At 72.1% G+C, this 18,192-nt stretch carries 13 protein-coding genes; 5 read left to right on the top strand and 8 right to left on the bottom strand.

Annotation, left to right across the window (positions count from 1 at the left end):
• The first annotated feature begins 67 nt into the window (after nucleotides 1-67).
• Nucleotides 68-1,009, top strand: a complete 942-nt coding sequence (gene lgt, locus ACFYW5_RS21305; RefSeq protein WP_389418599.1) for a prolipoprotein diacylglyceryl transferase — start codon at nucleotides 68-70, stop codon at nucleotides 1,007-1,009.
• 58 nt (nucleotides 1,010-1,067) lie between these two features.
• Here lgt and ACFYW5_RS21310 read toward each other — a convergent pair whose 3' ends face one another.
• The 7 genes from ACFYW5_RS21310 to ACFYW5_RS21340 form a co-directional block, all read right to left on the bottom strand.
• Nucleotides 1,068-1,880 (bottom strand): HpcH/HpaI aldolase/citrate lyase family protein, encoded by an 813-nt coding sequence (locus tag ACFYW5_RS21310; RefSeq protein ID WP_389418600.1) that lies wholly within the window; start codon nucleotides 1,878-1,880, stop codon nucleotides 1,068-1,070.
• On the bottom strand, nucleotides 1,877-3,067 hold the full coding sequence (locus ACFYW5_RS21315; RefSeq protein ID WP_389418601.1) for a CaiB/BaiF CoA transferase family protein: 1,191 nt from the start codon (nucleotides 3,065-3,067) through the stop codon (nucleotides 1,877-1,879). The genes ACFYW5_RS21310 and ACFYW5_RS21315 overlap by 4 nt, the downstream gene beginning before the upstream one ends.
• A complete protein-coding gene (gene rbsK / locus ACFYW5_RS21320; protein WP_389418602.1) occupies nucleotides 3,064-3,960 on the bottom strand; it encodes a ribokinase in 897 nt (298 codons plus the stop codon). Before rbsK ends, ACFYW5_RS21315 begins: the two co-directional genes overlap by 4 nt.
• Nucleotides 3,957-5,318, bottom strand: a complete 1,362-nt coding sequence (locus tag ACFYW5_RS21325; protein ID WP_389418603.1) for an ADP-ribosylglycohydrolase family protein — start codon at nucleotides 5,316-5,318, stop codon at nucleotides 3,957-3,959. Before ACFYW5_RS21325 ends, rbsK begins: the two co-directional genes overlap by 4 nt.
• Nucleotides 5,306-6,484 (bottom strand): ADP-ribosylglycohydrolase family protein, encoded by a 1,179-nt coding sequence (locus ACFYW5_RS21330; protein WP_389418604.1) that lies wholly within the window; start codon nucleotides 6,482-6,484, stop codon nucleotides 5,306-5,308. Before ACFYW5_RS21330 ends, ACFYW5_RS21325 begins: the two co-directional genes overlap by 13 nt.
• Nucleotides 6,485-6,492: 8 nt before the next feature.
• Nucleotides 6,493-7,638: an ADP-ribosylglycohydrolase family protein gene (locus tag ACFYW5_RS21335; protein ID WP_389418869.1), complete on the bottom strand. Its 1,146-nt coding sequence runs from the start codon at nucleotides 7,636-7,638 to the stop codon at nucleotides 6,493-6,495.
• A 107-nt stretch (nucleotides 7,639-7,745) separates the two neighbouring features.
• Nucleotides 7,746-8,747, bottom strand: coding sequence for an ADP-ribosylglycohydrolase family protein (locus ACFYW5_RS21340; RefSeq protein ID WP_389418605.1), 1,002 nt, complete (start codon nucleotides 8,745-8,747; stop codon nucleotides 7,746-7,748).
• Between the two features lie 275 nt (nucleotides 8,748-9,022).
• Between ACFYW5_RS21340 and ACFYW5_RS21345 the strand changes: the two genes are divergently transcribed.
• From ACFYW5_RS21345 to ACFYW5_RS21355, 3 genes are all read left to right on the top strand, one after another.
• Nucleotides 9,023-9,754 carry a VIT1/CCC1 transporter family protein gene (locus tag ACFYW5_RS21345; RefSeq protein ID WP_389418606.1) on the top strand — a complete coding sequence of 244 codons (732 nt, stop codon included), beginning with the start codon at nucleotides 9,023-9,025 and terminating at the stop codon, nucleotides 9,752-9,754.
• A gap of 403 nt (nucleotides 9,755-10,157) precedes the next feature.
• The gene (gene gltB, locus ACFYW5_RS21350; RefSeq protein ID WP_389418607.1) at nucleotides 10,158-14,750 is read left to right on the top strand and encodes a glutamate synthase large subunit; all 4,593 of its coding nucleotides are present in this window, start codon (nucleotides 10,158-10,160) and stop codon (nucleotides 14,748-14,750) included.
• The gene (locus ACFYW5_RS21355; protein WP_389418608.1) at nucleotides 14,743-16,206 is read left to right on the top strand and encodes a glutamate synthase subunit beta; all 1,464 of its coding nucleotides are present in this window, start codon (nucleotides 14,743-14,745) and stop codon (nucleotides 16,204-16,206) included. Before gltB ends, ACFYW5_RS21355 begins: the two co-directional genes overlap by 8 nt.
• A 110-nt stretch (nucleotides 16,207-16,316) precedes the next feature.
• Here the strand turns inward: ACFYW5_RS21355 and ACFYW5_RS21360 are convergent, their stop codons facing one another.
• A complete protein-coding gene (locus ACFYW5_RS21360) occupies nucleotides 16,317-17,222 on the bottom strand; it encodes a chitosanase (RefSeq protein WP_389418609.1) in 906 nt (301 codons plus the stop codon).
• 207 nt (nucleotides 17,223-17,429) lie between these two features.
• On the opposite strand from ACFYW5_RS21360, the gene ACFYW5_RS21365 reads away from it, so the two are divergent.
• The gene (locus ACFYW5_RS21365) at nucleotides 17,430-18,158 is read left to right on the top strand and encodes a vWA domain-containing protein (protein WP_389418610.1); all 729 of its coding nucleotides are present in this window, start codon (nucleotides 17,430-17,432) and stop codon (nucleotides 18,156-18,158) included.
• Nucleotides 18,159-18,192: the final 34 nt, after the last annotated feature.

An 18,192-nucleotide genomic window follows, 5' to 3' on the forward strand; every position in this document is an offset into this window, starting at 1 on the left:
CTGTTATGCAGCCGTAGCCGGGCTGCCCGACGCGGTTGCGGTCCGGCAGGGTAGCGTCGACCCTGCCATGGAACTTGCCTACATTCCCAGCCCGTCGCGCGGTGTGATCCATCTCGGCCCCATTCCGCTGCGAGGCTACGCGTTCTGCATCATCATCGGCGTCTTCGTCGCCGTCTGGCTCGGCAACAAGCGGTGGATCGCCCGCGGCGGCCGGGCCGGCACGGTGGCCGACATCGCGGTGTGGGCCGTCCCCTTCGGCCTGGTCGGCGGGCGCATCTACCACGTGATCACGGATTACCAGCTGTACTTCAGCGAGGGCCGTGACTGGGTGGACGCCTTCAAGATCTGGGAGGGCGGCCTCGGCATCTGGGGCGCCATCGCCTTCGGCGGTCTGGGCGCCTGGATCGGCTGCCGGCGCCGGGGCATCCCGATGCCCGCCTACGCCGACGCCGTCGCCCCCGGCATCGCCCTCGCGCAGGCCATCGGCCGTTGGGGCAACTGGTTCAACCAGGAGCTGTACGGCAAGGCCACCGATCTGCCGTGGGCCGTGGAGATCACGTCGTCCTCGGACGGGCGGGTGCCCGGGACGTACCACCCGACCTTCCTGTACGAGTCGCTGTGGTGCATCGGTGTCGCGCTGCTGGTCATCTGGGCGGACCGGAAGTTCACGCTGGGCCACGGACGGGCGTTCGCGCTGTACGTCGCGGCGTACTGCGCGGGCCGCTTCTGGATCGAGTACATGCGCGTCGACGAGGCGCACGAGATCCTGGGCCTGCGGCTGAACAACTGGACCGCGCTGGTGGTGTTCCTGCTGGCGGTGCTGTACATCGTGCTGTCGGCCAGGAAGCGCCCCGGCCGGGAAGCCGTGGTGGAGCCGGGTGCGGCCGACCCCGGCGCTCCGGCCGATGAGGACGGGGACGAGCGCGAGGGCGAGAAGGCTGACGCCGACTCCTCCTCCGGTGTGCAGGACGAGGCCAACGACGAGGCCGGGTCGGCGAAGAAGAGCTGACCGGTCGGTCGTACGACCGTGCAGGGTGCCCGGAGTGTTCCGGGCGCCCTTCGTCGTGTCAGCCGCGGCGGGCCGCGAGGGACAGGGTGCGGTGGGCCGCCGTCACCACCGCCGCGTCGATGAAGCTGCCGTCCGGGAGCGCCTGGGCGCCCGGGTGGGCCGAGGCCGCCTTGACGACGGCTTCCGCGCGGGCCAGTTCCTCCTCCGTGGGGAGGTAGGCCCGCTCGATCACCGGGAGTTGGCGGGGGTGGATGGCCGCCCGGCCCAGGAAGCCCAGGGCGCGGCCGTGGGCGCAGGTGGCCGCCAGGCCCGCCAGGTCCCGGGTGTCGGGATGGACCGACTGGGGCGGCGGGGGCAGGGCCGCCGCTCGTGCCGCGACGACCACTCGGGAGCGGGACCAGTCGAGGCCCGCGTCGGTGCGTACACCCAGGTCGGCTCCGAGGTCCGTCTCGCCCAGGGCCATGCCGTGCAGTGCAGGGTGGGAGCATGCGATGGCGTAGGCGTGTTCGACGCCGAGGGCCGATTCCAGGAGGGCGTACAGGGGGTGCGGGGTGGACCGTGCCACGCGGCGGATCTGCTCGGGCGAGGTGATCTTGGGCAGCCGCAGGGCGGCGACGCCGGGGAGGTGGGCCAGCGCCGCCAGGTCCGCTGCCGCCAGCGGGCCGTCCAGGGCGTTCACCCTGACGTGCACCGGGAGCGGCTGGGGGTCGGCCAGGAACTCGGCCGTGGCGGCTCGGGCGTACTCCTTGCGCTCGGGTGCCACGGCGTCCTCCAGGTCGACGACCACGACGTCCGCGCCGGCCCGCAGGGCCTTGGCCACGATGTGCGGGCGGTCGCCGGGGGCGTAGAGCCAGGTCAGGGGCGTGGTCATACGGCGCCCTCGGTGCGCAGGGCCGCGACCTCGGCCGCGGTCAGGCCCAGCTCGGCAAGGACCTCGTCCGTGTCGGCGCCGTGCGGGCGGCCGGTCCAGCGGATCGCGCCGGGGGTGCCGGAGAGCCGGAAGAGGACGTTCTGCATGCGCAGCGGGCCGAAGTCGGGGTCGTCGACCGTGGTGACGGTGTCGAGGGCCTGGTACTGCGGGTCGGTCATGACCTCCCGTACGTCCTGGATGGGCGCCACCGCCGCCTCCGCCTTCTCGAAGGCGGCGACGACCTCGTCCCGGGTGCGCTCGGCGATCCAGCCGCCGACCGCCCGGTCCAGGACGTCCGCGTGGCGGGCCCGGTCGGCGCCCGTGGCGAACCACGGCTCGTCGATGAGTTCGGGCCGGCCCACCAGGCGCATCACCCGTTCCGCCACCGACTGCGCCGAGGTGGAGACGGCGACCCAACTGCCGTCCGCCGTGCGGTAGGTGTTGCGCGGGGCGTTGTTCGCGGAGCGGTTGCCGGTGCGCTGCTGGACGTAGCCGAGCTGGTCGTACCAGGTGGGCTGGGGGCCGAGGACCGACAGCATCGGCTCGATCAGCGCGAGGTCGACGACCTGGCCCTCGCCGGTGCGCTCGCGGGCGGCGAGGGCGGTGAGCACGGCGAACGCCGTCGCCAGGCCCGCGATCGAGTCGGCGAGGCCGAAGGGCGGGAGCACCGGGGGCGCGTCCGGTTCGCCGGTGAGCGCGGCGAAACCGCTCATCGCCTCGGCGAGGGTGCCGAAACCCGGGCGGTGGGCGTACGGGCCGAACTGGCCGAAGCCGGTGACGCGGGTGAGGACCAGACGGGGGTTGACGGCCGAGAGTTCCGGCCAGCCCAGGTCCCACTTCTCCAGGGTGCCGGGACGGAAGTTCTCGATGATCACGTCCGTGGTGGCGGCCAGGCGCAGCAGTGTGGCGCGGCCACCCGGCGTCGACAGGTCGAGGGTGATGGTGCGCTTGTTGCGGCCGAGATGCTTCCACCACAGGCCGATGCCGTCCTTGGCCGGGCCGTGGCCGCGGGACGGGTCGGGCTTGGTGGGGTGCTCGACCTTGATGACCTCCGCGCCGAAGTCACCCAGCGCCGTGGCGGCGAGCGGCCCGGCGAAGAGGGTGGCGAGGTCCAGGACGCGCAGTCCGTGCAGCGGTGGCCGGCTCATGACGTGTACTGCGCGTCGATCTCGGGGCGGTGGGGCATCGACTCCGATGCCCCGGGCCGCTGCACCGACAGCGCCGACGCAGCGGCCGCCCACGCCAGCGCGTCCGGCATCGGGCGTCCCTCGGCGAGCGCCACCGCGAGGGCGCCGGCGAAGGTGTCGCCGGCGCCGGTGGTGTCCACGGCGGTGACCTCGGGGGCGGGGACCGTGAGCGGTTCGGCGCCGCGGGCCGCGTACAGGCAGCCCGCCGCGCCCAGGGTGACGACGACCTCCGGGACCTCCTCGAGCAGGGCCAGGGCCGCCGAGCGCGGGTCGGTGCGGCCGGTGAGGGTGGCGACCTCGTGCTCGTTGGGCAGCAGCAGGTCGGTGGCGTTGAGGAGGTCGACGGGCAGCGGCTGGGCGGGAGCCGGGGTGAGGATCGTCCGGACGCCGTGGGCGCGGGCCGCGAGCGCGCCCGCGAGGACGGCGGCCAGCGGGATCTCCAGCTGGAGCAGGAGCGCGTCGGCGGAGGCGATGAGTTCCTCGTCGCCGGGGGTGAGGTGGTCCACGGTGCCGTTGGCGGCGGGGATCACCACGATCGCGTTGCCGCCGCCGTCGTCGTCGACGACGATGTGGGCGGTGCCCGAGTCGCCCTCCGTGGTGCGCAGACGGCCGGTGTCGACGCCGGCTCGCTCCAGGGTGGAGCGCAGCCGGGTGCCGAAGGAGTCGTTGCCGACCGCGCCGATCATCGAGACGGTGGCGCCCGCGCGGGCCGCGGCGACGGCCTGGTTGGCGCCCTTGCCGCCGGGGATCGTGCGGAACTCGCGGCCGGTGACCGTCTCGCCGCGCTGGGGTGCCTTCTCGACGAAGGCGACGAGGTCCATGTTCGTGCTGCCGAGGACGACGATATGGCTCATGGGCGGAGTGCCTCCCGGTGGGTGAGCTGGGCCAGGGTGTCGAAGCCGATGCCGTGGAAGTCGCCGACGGAGGTGGACAGCCGGTTCTTGAGCGGGGCCGTCCAGTGGTCGGGGAGGGCGGCGGGGTCTCCTGCCAGCAGCCCGGCGATGCTGCCGGCCGTGGCGCCGTTGGAGTCGGTGTCCCAGCCGCCGGACACGGCACGCGAGACGGAGCCGGTGAAGTCGCCGTCGGCGTGGGTGAGGGCGGCGGCGATCAGGGCGGTGTTGGGGACGGCGTGGACCCAGTGGGACGCGGCGTGGACGGCGTGGAGTTCGTCCACGACCGTGTCGAAGTCCGTGTACCGCTGGGCGAGTTGTACGGCGTGCCGGATCGCGCGGGCGAGGCGGGAGGCCGGGGGGACGACCGTGAGGCCGGTGGCGAGGCAGGTGTGGACGGTCTCGGTGCCGGTGGCCGCGCGGGCGATGGTGGCCGCGATGAACATCGCCGCGTAGACGCCGTTGGCGGTGTGCGTGAGGGTGGCGTCCCGGTGCGCCTGTTCCGCGGCCGCGGCGGGGTCTGCCGGGTTGGTCCAGCCGTGCAGGTCGGCGCGGATCAGGGCGCCGATCCATTCGCGGAAGGGGTTGCGGTGGTGGGCGGTGCGTGGGGGTTCCAGGCCGGTGAGGAGGTTGCGGTAGGCGATGCGTTCGGCGGTGAAGGTGCGGCCGGCGGGGAGTTCGTCCAGCCAGAGCGCGGCCACGTCGGTGGTGGTGAAGGCTCTTCCGTGGCGTTGGAGGAGGAGCAGGTTCAGGAGGGGGTAGTTGAGGTCGTCGTCCTCGGGCATGCCGTCGATGTTCTCGGCGAGGGAGGTCGGTGCCGAGCGGCGGTTCCAGGGGTGGGCGGTGAGGAGGTCCTGGGGGACGCCCTTTGCCGTGAAGTAGGTGGTGGGGGGCCAGTTGCCGGTGGACTGGGCGAGGGCGCGGATGGCTTCGAGGGGGAGTTTCTCGACGGGTTTGCCCAGGAGGCAGCCGACTGCCCTGCCCAGCCAGGCGGCTTCCAGGGCCGGGACGGGGGCGGCGGCCTGAGCTGCTGGAGCGGTCGGCCAGGAGGGGCAGGCGGCTTTGATCCTCGGGAGGTCCGTGGGTTCCTGGTCCGTCAAGGTGCTCGGCAGGTCCGCCAGTTCGTCCAGCAGGTCCTCTGCCAGGAGGCGGAGGTAGCGGGATGCCGGTTCGGGGGACGCGCCCGACCGCTGCGGGGCTTCCAGGCCGCCCGCCGCCTTCCAGCGGGCCGCGATTCTCGCGGGTTCCCTGCCGTCCTGCGCCGCCTGGCGCAGCTCGTGGCCGATCAGGTCCTCCGGCTGGACCCAGGTCAGGCGGAGCATGTCGGGACTCCGAGCCGGGAGAGCGCCTGTTCGTGGGCGCGGCGGCGGCGTACGTCCTGGGCGAAGACCTCCCGGGTCACCTCGGCCAGGACACGGGCCGGCTCCCACAGGTCCAGGCGGCTGGCGTCGGCCACCTGCTTCGACCAGTCCTCGGGGACCGGGTGGCCCAGGGCGCCGCACACGGCGCCCGCCATGGTGGCGATGGAGTCGCAGTCCCGGCCGTAGTTGACCGCGCCCAGGACCGCCCGGCGGTAGTCGCCCGAGGAGAGCAGCACCATGCCCAGGGCGATGGGCAGTTCCTCGATCGCGTGCAGCCGGGACGGGCGGCGGGCGCCGAGGGACGGGGAGCGGTAGTCGGCGCCCACCGTGTCGTAGGGGGCGACCGCCTGGCGCAGGGGCGTCAGCGCCGACTCGAACTCGCTGTGCCGCGAGGCCACTTCGCAGACCTTCTCGATGGCCTCGCGCGTGCCGTCCTTCGCCAGGGACAGGCAGGTGGCGACGACCGACTCGGGGGTGGCCCCGGGGGCGCAGGCCGCCGCCACCGCCGCCGCGAGGACTCCCGCCGCCTCGCGGCCGTACGACGACTGGTGGGCGCCCGCGATGTCGAGGGCCTCGGCGTAGGCGGCGGCCGGGTTGGCCGCGTTGACCAGGCCGACCGGGGCCATGTACATCGCGGCGCCGCAGTTCACGATGTTGCCGGTGCCGGCCTCCCGGGGGTCGGCGTGGCCGTAGTGGAGGCGGGTGACCAGCCATTTCTCGGCGAGGAAGAGGCGTTGGAGGGGGAGTGCCTCGGCCTCCAGTTCCGGGATCCAGCGCGGGTTGGTCATCAGGTCCGGGACCAGGTGGTCGGCGACGGCGTAGGCGTCGAGGTGGTCGCGGACCGTGGCGTAGACCCTGATCAGGGCGTGGGTGAGCAAGGTGTCGTCGGTGACGTGGCCGTCGCCCTTGTGGTACGGCGCGAGGGGGCGGGCCGTGCGCCAGGCGTCGCCGTTCCAGGGGCCGACGATGCCGTGCACCCGGCCGCCGTGGCGTTCGAGGATCTGATCGGGGGAGTAGCCCTCGACCGGGCCGCCCAGGGCGTCGCCGACGGCGGCTCCGACGAGCGCTCCGGTGATCCGGTCGTCCAGGCTCGCCTCGTGGGTGTTTTCTGGTGCTTTGGACTTCATGTGCCGCATCATCCTCCTGCCCCGGCCGGTTGCGCGGCTTCGAGGAGTTCGGCGAGTTCCACGAGGTCGGTGCCGGTCAGGCGGGGGAGGGCGCAGCCGGAGAGGGTGCGGCAGGCGTCGCGCCAGGAGGCGGGGATCGCGGCGCCGCCGCCGAGGGCGCCGGTGAGGGCGCCGACGAGGGCGGGGGCGGAGTCGGCGACCCGGGACAGACAGGCGGCGGCGGGGACCGCCTCGGCGATCCGGCCCTGGGCGGCGGTGGCCAGGGCGAGCGTCACGGGGACGGTCTCCGCGGCGGCGATGCCGTAGCTGTAGACGTGGTCGACGATCTGGTGCTCCAACTGGGGGATGAGGGCGAAGGCGCTGTCGGTGTCCCGGGCGAGGGCGAGGGCGTGCCGGGCGTTGCGGCCGATCTCGGTCCCGGCCGGGAGTTCCGCGAGTGCGGCGGTGACGCAGGCGTCGGTGCCGGCGCCGGACAGGGCCAGGGCGAGGGCCGCGGCCATGGCGCGGGCACCGTGGACGCCGTCGCCGTCCTGGGTGTAGCGGGCGTCGAACTCGGCGAGTTCCGCGGCGAGTCGGGGGTCGCCGGGGTGGGCCACCGCGAGGACGCAGGCGCGGATGCAGGCGGCGTCGTCGAAGAAGTGGGGGTTGTCGTGGCCGGTGGCGGGCGGGCGCAGGCCGGTGGCGAGGTTGCCGAGTCCCGCGCGGACGGAGATGCGGGCGCGCAGCGGGAGGACCGCGGACTCGATCTCGGGGGCGCGGTCCGCCGCCGCGGCCACCTCACTGGCCACGGCGTTCCAGGTGAGGTCGATGGCCGCGCGCATACGGCGGTGGCGGCTGAGGTCGCCGAGGGCGGCGTCGTCGCCGGCGCGCAGGACGGCTTCCGCGGCGAAGGCGGCCCATTCCGCGTCGTCGGAGGGGCCCAGCCGCAGGGGTTCGGAGGGCTGGTTGAGGGCGATGGGGACGGGGAGGGTGGTGGTGGCGTTCTGTTCGGCGAAGGTGTCGAGTTCGCGCGTGAGGCGGCGGGTCCACTCCGGCATGCGGACGGCTCGGTGCCGGGCGGCGGGCCAGCCGGCGGCGTCGCCCGCGGCCAGGCCGAGCAGGAGGCCCTCGGTCCGGCGGGGGCCTGTCGCCTCCGCCGTGGCCACCCGCCCCATCCCCAGGGGCGCGGTCCCTTCGAGCCCGCCCGGGGGCTCCGTCCCCGGCACCCCCGATGGCCCTGCGAAGGCCTCGTCCTCGAACGCCGGACGGGCTGGGTTGAGCATCATTTCGGTACCTCCGACAACAGATCCGCCACATCCAGTACGTGGTGGCCGCGCATCGCCGGCAGGCAGCTGCCGCGGGCCGGGCCGATCGCCGCCGCCCACTCCGCCGGGATCGCCGCGGCGCCCTGCGTCGCCCCCGCCAGCGCGCCCGCCACCGCCGCGGTCGTGTCCGCGTCGCGGCCCATGTTCACCGCCGTCAGGACGGAGTGGACGAAGTCGCCGTCCGCCGCCGCGTAGGCGCCGAAGGCCAGCGCCACCGCCTCCGGGGCCAGGTCGGTCCAGGGGTAGCCGCCGATGACCACCGCGGAACGGACCGCCCGTTCGCCCCGGTGGGCCACCGCCACCGCCCGGCGCAGTGAGCGGGCCGTCCAGGAGTCGTCGGGGACCACCGCGAGCGCCGATGCCACCACCGCGATCGTGGGGGCGCCCGCCATCGCCGCCGCCACGCCCGCCGCCACCGCCTGGCCGCCGTAGATGCCCTCCCCGTCGTGGCTCACCGACCCGTCGATGGCCACCAGGCGGGCCGCCTCGGCCGGGCGGCCCGCGGCGAAGACGCCGAAGGGCGCCGCGCGCATCGCCAGCCCGTCGCTCCAGGCGTGCCGGTGCTGGGCGGAGATGGGGGCCGCGAGGCCGCGGCGCAGGTTCTCCAGGGTGCCGCGTTCACTGAAGCCGGCGCCGCGGAACTGCCCCTCCTCGCGGTCCGCGATCAGTTCGTGCCACGCCGCGTCCACGTGCGCGGGCGTGAGCGCCGAACCGTGGCGGGCCAGCAGCAGGCCGGAGAAGAGCGCGTACTCCGTGTCGTCGGTGCCCGCGGGGGTGTCGGTGACGTAGCCCGTGATGCGGCCCCAGCGGGCCCGGATCTCCGACGGCTTCATGTTCTCCGCGGGGGCGCCCAGCGCGTCGCCCACCGCCAGGCCCAGGAGCGCGCCGCGCGCCCGGTCACGGAGTTCGGCGGCGTCCCCCGGCGCCGGAACCGAGGGGATGCAGGCGATCGATGCCATACGCGGCCTCTCCTCCGGGGGCGTCCGCACAGGGCGCGGAGCCACTTGGCGGATGTGTCCCACGGGAGGGGGCCGGGAGAGCCTTCCGGGTCCCAGCGTCACCCGGTCGACATCTGTGCGGGCTATCTATCGAATGAGCGCGAAACTGCAAAGCCGCAGGTTAGATCAGCCTTTCCTTGCTGGCGGCAAGGGAATGAGCAGCGTAGATTTGGTGTTGTCGAAGAATGGAACTTGTCCAAACTTAGCCTTTCCTAAGCTCCAGGGGGATTGCTCGCATGGCCATCATCGAGACCGAGGCGGCGCTGCACGAGGCGCACCGGGACAACCACACGCACCGCGATGTGAACGGCGGCTGGCTGCGCCCCGCCGTCTTCGGTGCCATGGACGGACTCGTCTCCAACCTCGCTCTGATGACCGGCGTCGCCGGCGGTCAGGTCAGCCATCAGACGGTGGTGCTGACCGGGCTCGCCGGCCTGGCCGCCGGTGCCTTCTCCATGGCCGCAGGCGAGTACACCTCCGTCGCCTCGCAGCGCGAGCTGGTCGAGGCCGAGCTGGACGTCGAGCGGCGCGAGCTGCGCAAGCATCCGCAGGACGAGGAGGCCGAGCTGGCCGCGCTGTACCGGGCCCGCGGGGTGGACGCCGAGCTGGCCCGGGAGGTCGCCCGGCAGCTCTCCCGCGACCCCGAGCAGGCCCTGGAGATACACGCCCGTGAGGAGCTCGGGATCGATCCGGGCGACCTGCCCTCGCCCGGCGTCGCGGCCGTGTCGTCCTTCGGCGCCTTCGCGCTGGGCGCCCTGCTGCCCGTACTGCCGCATCTGCTGGGGGCGACCGCGCTGTGGCCCGCCGTGCTGCTGGCCCTCTTCGGGCTCTTCGCCTGCGGTGCCGTGGTGGCCAAGGTGACGGCGCGGACCTGGTGGTACAGCGGTGTGCGGCAGCTCGCCCTGGGTGGTGCGGCGGCCGGTGTGACGTACGCCCTGGGCAGTCTGTTCGGAACGGCCGTAGGATAGCGCGACTGGTACTTATGCGAGGGGTCGCATAAGTACCCGTTACTTGCTGGTTTCGAACGCTTAACCACCGGGCATGACCCGTAAGCGCTGTGGGCAATGGTGCCTGCCGCGCACCTGTGCGAGGTGGGCGACGACGCTCTCCTCGCCGCCGCCCGACGGACACCGATCTGATCGATCTTGTCCTTGTCGGTCCCCATCACTTCCGGCCGCTGATCGCGGCCCTGCCGTCACCCCCGCGGCGTCCCGCATGCTGGAACGGAGTATCCGGTTCCCGAGAATCGCTCCATCATGTAACCTGCACGAAATTTTGATCTCAGCGCGTATCTCGGCGCGGATCATCCGCAGAGGGCCAACGTCGTCCCTCGGCACCAGCCACATGCCACTGACGACGACGGGAGAGCCGATGCGTACGCCGCGCCAGCCGTCCCAGCATTCCGCGAATGGCCAGAACTGGTCCTTCATGGATGCTCGCCCTGCTGCGCAGGGTATGTACGACCCCCGCAACGAGCACGACGCCTGTGGCGTCGGCTTCGTGGCCACCCTCACCGGCGAGGCGAGCCATGCGCTGGTCGAGCAGGCGCTTACCGTTCTGCGCAACCTGGAGCACCGCGGTGCCACCGGCTCCGAGCCCGACTCGGGTGACGGCGCGGGCATCCTGTCCCAGGTGCCGGACGCCTTCTTCCGCGAGGTGGCCGGCTTCGAGCTGCCCGCGGCCGGTGCGTACGCCGTCGGTATCGCCTTCCTGCCGGTGGACGGCATCGAGGACGCCGTCTCACAGATCGAGACGATCGCCGCCGAGGAGGACCTCACCGTCCTGGGCTGGCGCGAGGTTCCCGTCGCGCCCGACCTGCTCGGCGCCACCGCCCGTTCCACGATGCCCGCCTTCCGGCAGATCTTCGTCGGCGACGGCGTCGCCCAGGGCATCGACCTCGACCGCAAGGCCTTCCTGCTGCGCAAGCGCGCCGAGCGCGAGGCCGGCGTCTACTTCCCGTCGCTGTCCGCCCGCACGATCGTCTACAAGGGCATGCTGACCACCGGCCAGCTGGAGCCCTTCTTCCCGGACCTGTCCGACCGCCGCTTCGCCTCCGCGATCGCGCTCGTGCACTCCCGGTTCTCCACGAACACCTTCCCGTCGTGGCCGCTCGCCCACCCGTACCGCTTCGTCGCGCACAACGGCGAGATCAACACCGTCAAGGGCAACCGCAACTGGATGCGGGCCCGTGAGTCGCAGCTCGTCTCCGAACTGTTCGGGGAGGGCGAGCTCGACCGCGTCTTCCCGGTCTGCACGCCCGACGCCTCCGACTCCGCCTCCTTCGACGAGGTGCTCGAACTCCTGCACCTGGGCGGCCGTTCGCTGCCGCACTCGGTGCTGATGATGATCCCGGAGGCGTGGGAGAACCACGACTCCATGGACCCGGCCCGGCGCGCCTTCTACCAGTTCCACTCCACGATGATGGAGCCCTGGGACGGCCCGGCCTGTGTCACCTTCACCGACGGCAGCCAGGTCGGCGCGGTGCTGGACCGCAACGGTCTGCGCCCCGGCCGCTACTGGGTCACCGACGAGGGCCTGGTCGTCCTCGGCTCCGAGGTCGGCGTCCTGGACATCGACCCCGCGAAGGTCGTCCGCAAGGGCCGCCTCCAGCCCGGCAAGATGTTCCTCGTCGACACCGTCGAGCACCGCATCATCGAGGACGACGAGATCAAGGCCCAGCTCGCCGCGGAGAAGCCGTACGCGGAGTGGCTGGAAGCCGGCGAGATCGAGCTGTCCGACCTGCCCGAGCGTGAGCACATCGTGCACACCCACGCCTCGGTCACCCGCCGCCAGCAGACCTTCGGTTACACCGAGGAGGAGCTGCGGATCATCCTGGCGCCGATGGCCAAGGCCGCCGCCGAGCCGATCGGCTCGATGGGCACCGACTCGCCGATCGCCGCGCTGAGCGACCGCCCGCGGCTGCTCTTCGACTACTTCACCCAGCTGTTCGCGCAGGTCACCAACCCGCCGCTGGACGCCATCCGCGAGGAGCTGGTGACCTCGCTGCGCTCCTCGCTGGGCCCGGCCGGCAACCTGCTGGAGCCGACGGCCGCGTCCTGTCGCACCGTCACCCTGCCGTTCCCGGTGATCGACAACGACGAGCTGGCCAAGCTCATCCACATCAACGCCGACGGCGACATGCCCGGTTTCAAGGCCGCGACCCTCTCCGGCCTGTACCGGGTCTCCGGCGGCGGCGACGCCCTCGCCGCGCGCATCGAGGAGATCTGCGCCGAGGCCGACGCGGCCATCGAGAACGGCGCCCGTCTGATCGTCCTGTCGGACCGCCACTCCGACGCCGAGCACGCGCCGATCCCCTCGCTGCTGCTCACCGCGGCCGTCCACCACCACCTCATCCGCACCAAGCAGCGCACCCAGGTGGGCCTGCTGGTCGAGGCCGGTGACGTCCGCGAGGTCCACCACGTCGCCCTGCTCATCGGCTTCGGCGCCGCCGCGGTCAACCCGTACCTGGCCATGGAGTCGGTGGAGGACCTGGTCCGCGCCGGCACCTTCCTGCCCGGCATGGAGCCCGAGCAGGCCATCCGCAACCTGATCTACGCCCTGGGCAAGGGCGTGCTGAAGGTCATGTCGAAGATGGGCATCTCCACCGTCGCCTCCTACCGCGGCGCCCAGGTCTTCGAGGCCGTCGGTCTCGACCAGGCCTTCGTGGAGAAGTACTTCAACGGCACCGCCACCAAGATCGGCGGCGTCGGCATCGACGTCATCGCCAAGGAGGTCGCCGCCCGGCACGCCAAGGCGTACCCCGCCTCGGGCATCGCCCCGGCGCACCGCGCGCTGGACATCGGCGGCGAGTACCAGTGGCGCCGGGAGGGCGAGCCGCACCTGTTCGACCCGGAGACGGTCTTCCGCCTCCAGCACTCGACTCGCACCGCGCGCTACGACATCTTCAAGAAGTACACCGACCGCGTGAACGAGCAGTCCGAGCGCCTGATGACGCTGCGCGGCCTGTTCGGCTTCAAGTCGGACCGTCAGCCGATCTCCGTCGACGAGGTCGAGCCGGTCTCCGAGATCGTCAAGCGGTTCTCCACGGGCGCCATGTCGTACGGCTCCATCTCCAAGGAGGCGCACGAGACCCTCGCCATCGCCATGAACCAGCTGGGCGGCAAGTCCAACACCGGTGAGGGCGGCGAGGACGCGGACCGGCTGTACGACCCGGCGCGCCGGTCCAGCATCAAGCAGGTCGCCTCCGGCCGCTTCGGTGTGACCTCCGAGTACCTGGTCAACGCCGACGACATCCAGATCAAGATGGCCCAGGGTGCCAAGCCCGGCGAGGGCGGCCAGCTGCCCGGCCACAAGGTCTACCCGTGGGTCGCGAAGACGCGTCACTCGACGCCGGGCGTGGGGCTCATCTCCCCGCCGCCGCACCACGACATCTACTCCATCGAGGACCTGGCCCAGCTGATCCACGACCTGAAGAACGCGAACCCGCAGGCGCGGATCCACGTGAAGCTGGTCTCCGAGGTCGGCGTCGGCACGGTCGCCGCGGGTGTGTCCAAGGCGCACGCGGACGTCGTGCTGATCTCCGGCCACGACGGCGGCACCGGCGCCTCGCCGCTGACGTCGCTGAAGCACGCCGGTGGCCCCTGGGAGCTGGGCCTCGCCGAGACCCAGCAGACCCTGCTGCTCAACGGTCTGCGCGACCGCATCGTCGTGCAGACCGACGGCCAGCTGAAGACCGGCCGTGACGTCGTCATCGCCGCGCTGCTCGGCGCCGAGGAGTTCGGGTTCGCGACCGCGCCGCTCGTCGTCTCCGGTTGCGTCATGATGCGCGTCTGCCACCTGGACACCTGCCCGGTCGGCATCGCCACCCAGAACCCGACCCTGCGCGACCGGTTCTCCGGCAAGGCCGAGTACGTCGTGAACTTCTTCCGGTTCATCGCCGAAGAGGTCCGCGAGATCCTCGCCGAGCTGGGTTTCCGCTCCATCGAGGAGGCCGTCGGCCACGCCGAGGCGCTCGACGTGAGCCGCGCCGTCGACCACTGGAAGGCGCAGGGCCTGGACCTGTCCCCGCTGTTCTACGTGCCGGCACTGCCCGAGGGCACCCCGCTGCACCAGGTCATCGAGCAGGACCACGGCCTGGAGAAGGCGCTCGACAACGAGCTGATCAAGCTCGCCGCCGATGCCCTCGCCGCGGACTCCGCCACCGACGCCCAGCCGGTGCGCGCCCAGGTCGCCATCCGCAACATCAACCGCACGGTCGGCACCATGCTCGGCCACGAGGTGACCAAGAAGTTCGGTGGCGCGGGCCTGCCCGACGACACCATCGACATCACCTTCACCGGCTCGGCCGGCCAGTCCTTCGGCGCCTTCCTCCCGCGCGGTGTCACGCTGCGCCTGGAGGGCGACGCCAACGACTACGTCGGCAAGGGCCTCTCGGGCGGCCGGGTGATCGTCCGTCCCGACCGGGGCGCCGACCACCTCGCCGAGTTCTCCACGATCGCGGGCAACACCATCGCGTACGGCGCGACCGGCGGCGAGCTGTTCCTGCGCGGCCGGACCGGTGAGCGGTTCTGCGTCCGCAACTCCGGCGCGACCGTCGTCTCCGAGGGCGTGGGCGACCACGGCTGCGAGTACATGACCGGCGGTCACGCGGTGGTGCTCGGCGAGACGGGCCGCAACTTCGCGGCCGGCATGTCGGGCGGTGTCGCCTACGTCATCGACCTCGACCGCGACAACGTCAACGTCGGCAACCTCGACGCGATCGAGGCGCTGTCGGACGACGACCGGCAGTGGCTGCACGACGTGGTGCGCCGCCACGCCGAGGAGACCGCCTCGACGGTGGCCGAGAAGCTGCTCGCCGACTGGGACACGTCCGTGCAGCGCTTCAGCAAGATCATTCCCAGTACGTACAAGGCAGTGCTCGCCGCCAAGGACGCCGCCGAGCGAGCCGGTCTCTCCGAGACCGAGATCACCGAGAAGATGATGGAGGCGGCGACCAATGGCTGATCCCAAGGGCTTTCTCAACCACGGCCGCGAGGTCGCCACGTCCCGCCCGGTCGAGGAGCGGCTGCGGGACTGGAACGAGGTCTACGTCCCCGGCTCCCTGCTGCCGATCATCAGCAAGCAGGCCAGCCGCTGCATGGACTGCGGCATCCCGTTCTGCCACAACGGCTGTCCGCTCGGGAACCTGATCCCGGAGTGGAACGACTACGCCTACCGCGAGGACTGGTCAGCCGCGCAGGAGCGGCTGCACGCGACCAACAACTTCCCCGAGTTCACCGGCCGGCTCTGCCCGGCGCCCTGCGAGTCGGCGTGTGTGCTCGGCATCAACCAGCCGGCCGTCACCATCAAGAACGTCGAAGTCTCGATCATCGACAAGGCGTGGGAGACCGGTGACGTCGCCGCGCAGGCCCCCGAGCGCCTGTCCGGCAAGACGGTCGCGGTCATCGGCTCGGGCCCGGCGGGCCTGGCCGCCGCCCAGCAGCTCACGCGGGCCGGTCACACCGTCGCCGTCTACGAGCGCGCGGACCGGATCGGCGGACTCCTGCGGTACGGCATCCCCGAGTTCAAGATGGAGAAGCGGCACATCAACCGCCGTATCGAGCAGATGCGCGCGGAGGGCACCCGGTTCCGTACCGGCATCGAGATCGGCCGCGACCTCAAGGCGACCGACCTGAAGAAGCGGTACGACGCCGTCGTCATCGCCGCCGGTGCCACCACCGCCCGCGATCTGCCCGTCCCCGGCCGGGAGCTGAAGGGCATCCACCAGGCCATGGAGTACCTGCCGCTGGCCAACAAGGTGCAAGAGGGCGACTACGTCACCACGCCGATCTCGGCGGAGGGCAAGCACGTCGTCGTCATCGGCGGCGGTGACACCGGCGCCGACTGCGTGGGCACCGCCCACCGCCAGCGCGCGGCCTCGGTGACGCAGCTGGAGATCATGCCCCGCCCGAACGACGAGCGGGACGCCGTCTCCCAGCCGTGGCCGACCTTCCCGCTGCTGTACAAGGTCACCTCCGCGCACGAGGAGGGCGGCGAGCGGGTCTACTCCGTCTCCACCACCCACTTCGAGGGCGACGAGGACGGCAACGTGCAGTGGCTGCACCTCACCGAGGTGGAGTTCATCGACGGCAGGCTGACCCCGAAGCCGGGCACCGAGAGGAAGATCCCCGCCCAGCTGGTCACCCTCGCCATGGGCTTCACCGGCACCGACCGGGAGAACGGCCTGGTGGAGCAGTTCGCCCTGGAGCTCGACGAGCGCGGCAACATCGCCCGCGACGCCGATTTCCAGACGAACGTGCCGGGTGTGTTCGTCGCCGGTGACGCGGGCCGCGGCCAGTCGCTGATCGTGTGGGCCATCGCCGAGGGCCGCTCCGCCGCCCGTGGCGTGGACCGCTTCCTGACCGGCGCCAGCGACCTGCCGGCCCCGATCCGCCCGACCGACCGGGCCCTGATGGTCTGACGGTCCGTCGAGGACCGTTCGAGAAACGTCCCGTACAAAGGCGTACGGAACACAGACGGCGCCTGCCCTTTGTCCCCGACCGGACGACGGGGCAGGCGCCGCCGCCTTTCTCAGGACACCTGGTACCGGTCCCCGTACATGCGCCACTCCAGGGGGGTACGCAGCTCCATGTTGCCGTCGTGGAGCCACTCCCGCTGGGCCGTGTCGATACGGCTGGTGTCGGCGGTGGACTTCTTGCGCTGCATCGCCTGCTTGCGGATGTCCAGGAAGATGTCGAGGTACGCCTTCTCCGAGCCGCCCCTCGACGGCAGCTTCGCCTCGTTCAGGGCGCGTTCGCGCAGGCCGTAGAAGCCGTTGGGGCTCGGGTCCGGGCCGTGCAGGACCATCGCGTCGTAGTAGACGAACTGCCCCAGCGTGCCCAGGCCGTCGAGCTTGGCGAGGCGGACCGCTGGGTTGAAGTAGACGCGGTCGCGCTCCTGGTCCTGGGCGGTGCGGAAGGCCGGCTTCTTCGACTCCGCCTTCCAGGCCGGCGGGAAGCCCGGGTCCAGGCCCTCGTGCGAGTCGGTGCCGTCCACCTCGCGCAGGGCGGGCAGGTAGCGGGCCAGGCCGTTGTCCGGGTGCGCCCCGGTGTACCGCTCGACGAGGGCGAGCAGGTCGTGGGTGCCGGTGCAGAAGCCGATGATGCCGGCCGTGTAGCCGCATCCGTCGCCGTTGTCCTCGACGCTGCCGTAGCCCAGGCGCCAGTTCAGGCTGGAGAACTCGGCCGTCGCCGCGATCTGCAGGGCCAGCTCCTTCTTCGCCGGGGCGGCGAGGCCCGGCGGCAGGCTCGCGAGCATCTTCTCGTCCGCGGCGCGCTCGGTCTCGGCCCGCTCCTTGGCCTCCTCACGGGCCAGCTGGGCGGCCGAGACCGGCGGCTTCGCCGGGCTCTGCGCGGAGTCGGTGGGCATCAGGAAGTACGCCGCCGCCGTGAGGGCGACGGGCACGGCCGCGAACGCCAGGATTCCGGTGCGTCTCACTTCAGTCCTCCCCCTGTGCGCGACGGCGACAGCAGGTCGTGACGCTGGACTGGGGTTTCAAGCCGGCTCCTCGAAAGGCAGTGGGACGGTGGGTGAGCCGGTGGGGACGGCGGCGTACAAAATAACCAACAGCTGTGGATGCCGGGAGAGGCGGGTCAAGTGTGACGTAATCTCGGCAGCCGGTCGGTCGAGTCAAGGGGGAAGCCGATGGCGGCGATCAGTCTCAGCAAGGTGGAGGAGACCGCGCCCGCGCTGGTCAGCCTGTACAAGAGCGCCGGGGTGTCGCTGGCCAAGCACGGTCTGGACGGGCTGCGGGCCGCGGTCTACCTGGTGGTCGACTACTCCGGTTCCATGAAGCCGTACTACAAGGACGGCAGTGTGCAGGCGCTCGCCGACCGGGTGCTCGGGCTCTCCGCGCACCTCGACGACGACGGCCGGGTGCCGGTGGTGTTCTTCTCCACCGACGTCGACGCCGAGACCGAGATCGCCCTCGCCGATCACCAGGGGCGGATCGAGCGGATCGTGGCCGGGCTCGGGCACATGGGCAAGACCAGCTACCACCTCGCCATGGACGCCGTGATCGACCACTACCTGGACAGCGGCTCCCGGGAGCCCGCCCTGGTGGTCTTCCAGACCGACGGCGGCCCGATCAACAAGCTCGCCGCGGAACGGTATCTGTGCAAGGCGGCCCGGCTGCCGCTGTTCTGGCAGTTCATCGGCTTCGGGGACCCCTCCAGCCGGCAGTTCGAGTATCTGCGCAAGCTCGACGAGCTGTCCGTGCCGGACAAGCGGGCCGTCGACAACGCCGGCTTCTTCCACGCCGGGCAGGACCCGCGCAAGGTCTCCGACGCCGACCTGTACGACCGCCTGGTGGGGGAGTTCCCGAAGTGGCTGGTGGCGGCGCGGGCTCAGGGGATCGTCCCGCCGCGCGCCTGAACCGACGCCGGGGCGCCTGGGCGGCCCGGGATGC

The organism is Streptomyces sp. NPDC002779 (assembly GCF_042888685.1).
GTDB lineage: Bacteria > Actinomycetota > Actinomycetes > Streptomycetales > Streptomycetaceae > Streptomyces.

Bases quoted from the DNA above. Each gene is read 5' to 3' on its own strand.
- lgt (WP_389418599.1), top strand. From the start codon at position 68: ATGGAACTTGCCTACATTCCCAGCCCGTCGCGCGGTGTGATCCATCTC.
- ACFYW5_RS21310 (WP_389418600.1), bottom strand. From the start codon at position 1,880: ATGACCACGCCCCTGACCTGGCTCTACGCCCCCGGCGACCGCCCGCAC.
- ACFYW5_RS21315 (WP_389418601.1), bottom strand. From the start codon at position 3,067: ATGAGCCGGCCACCGCTGCACGGACTGCGCGTCCTGGACCTCGCCACC.
- rbsK (WP_389418602.1), bottom strand. From the start codon at position 3,960: ATGAGCCATATCGTCGTCCTCGGCAGCACGAACATGGACCTCGTCGCC.
- ACFYW5_RS21325 (WP_389418603.1), bottom strand. From the start codon at position 5,318: ATGCTCCGCCTGACCTGGGTCCAGCCGGAGGACCTGATCGGCCACGAG.
- ACFYW5_RS21330 (WP_389418604.1), bottom strand. From the start codon at position 6,484: ATGAAGTCCAAAGCACCAGAAAACACCCACGAGGCGAGCCTGGACGAC.
- ACFYW5_RS21335 (WP_389418869.1), bottom strand. From the start codon at position 7,638: ATGGGGCGGGTGGCCACGGCGGAGGCGACAGGCCCCCGCCGGACCGAG.
- ACFYW5_RS21340 (WP_389418605.1), bottom strand. From the start codon at position 8,747: ATGGCATCGATCGCCTGCATCCCCTCGGTTCCGGCGCCGGGGGACGCC.
- ACFYW5_RS21345 (WP_389418606.1), top strand. From the start codon at position 9,023: ATGGCCATCATCGAGACCGAGGCGGCGCTGCACGAGGCGCACCGGGAC.
- gltB (WP_389418607.1), top strand. From the start codon at position 10,158: ATGCGTACGCCGCGCCAGCCGTCCCAGCATTCCGCGAATGGCCAGAAC.
- ACFYW5_RS21355 (WP_389418608.1), top strand. From the start codon at position 14,743: ATGGCTGATCCCAAGGGCTTTCTCAACCACGGCCGCGAGGTCGCCACG.
- ACFYW5_RS21365 (WP_389418610.1), top strand. From the start codon at position 17,430: ATGGCGGCGATCAGTCTCAGCAAGGTGGAGGAGACCGCGCCCGCGCTG.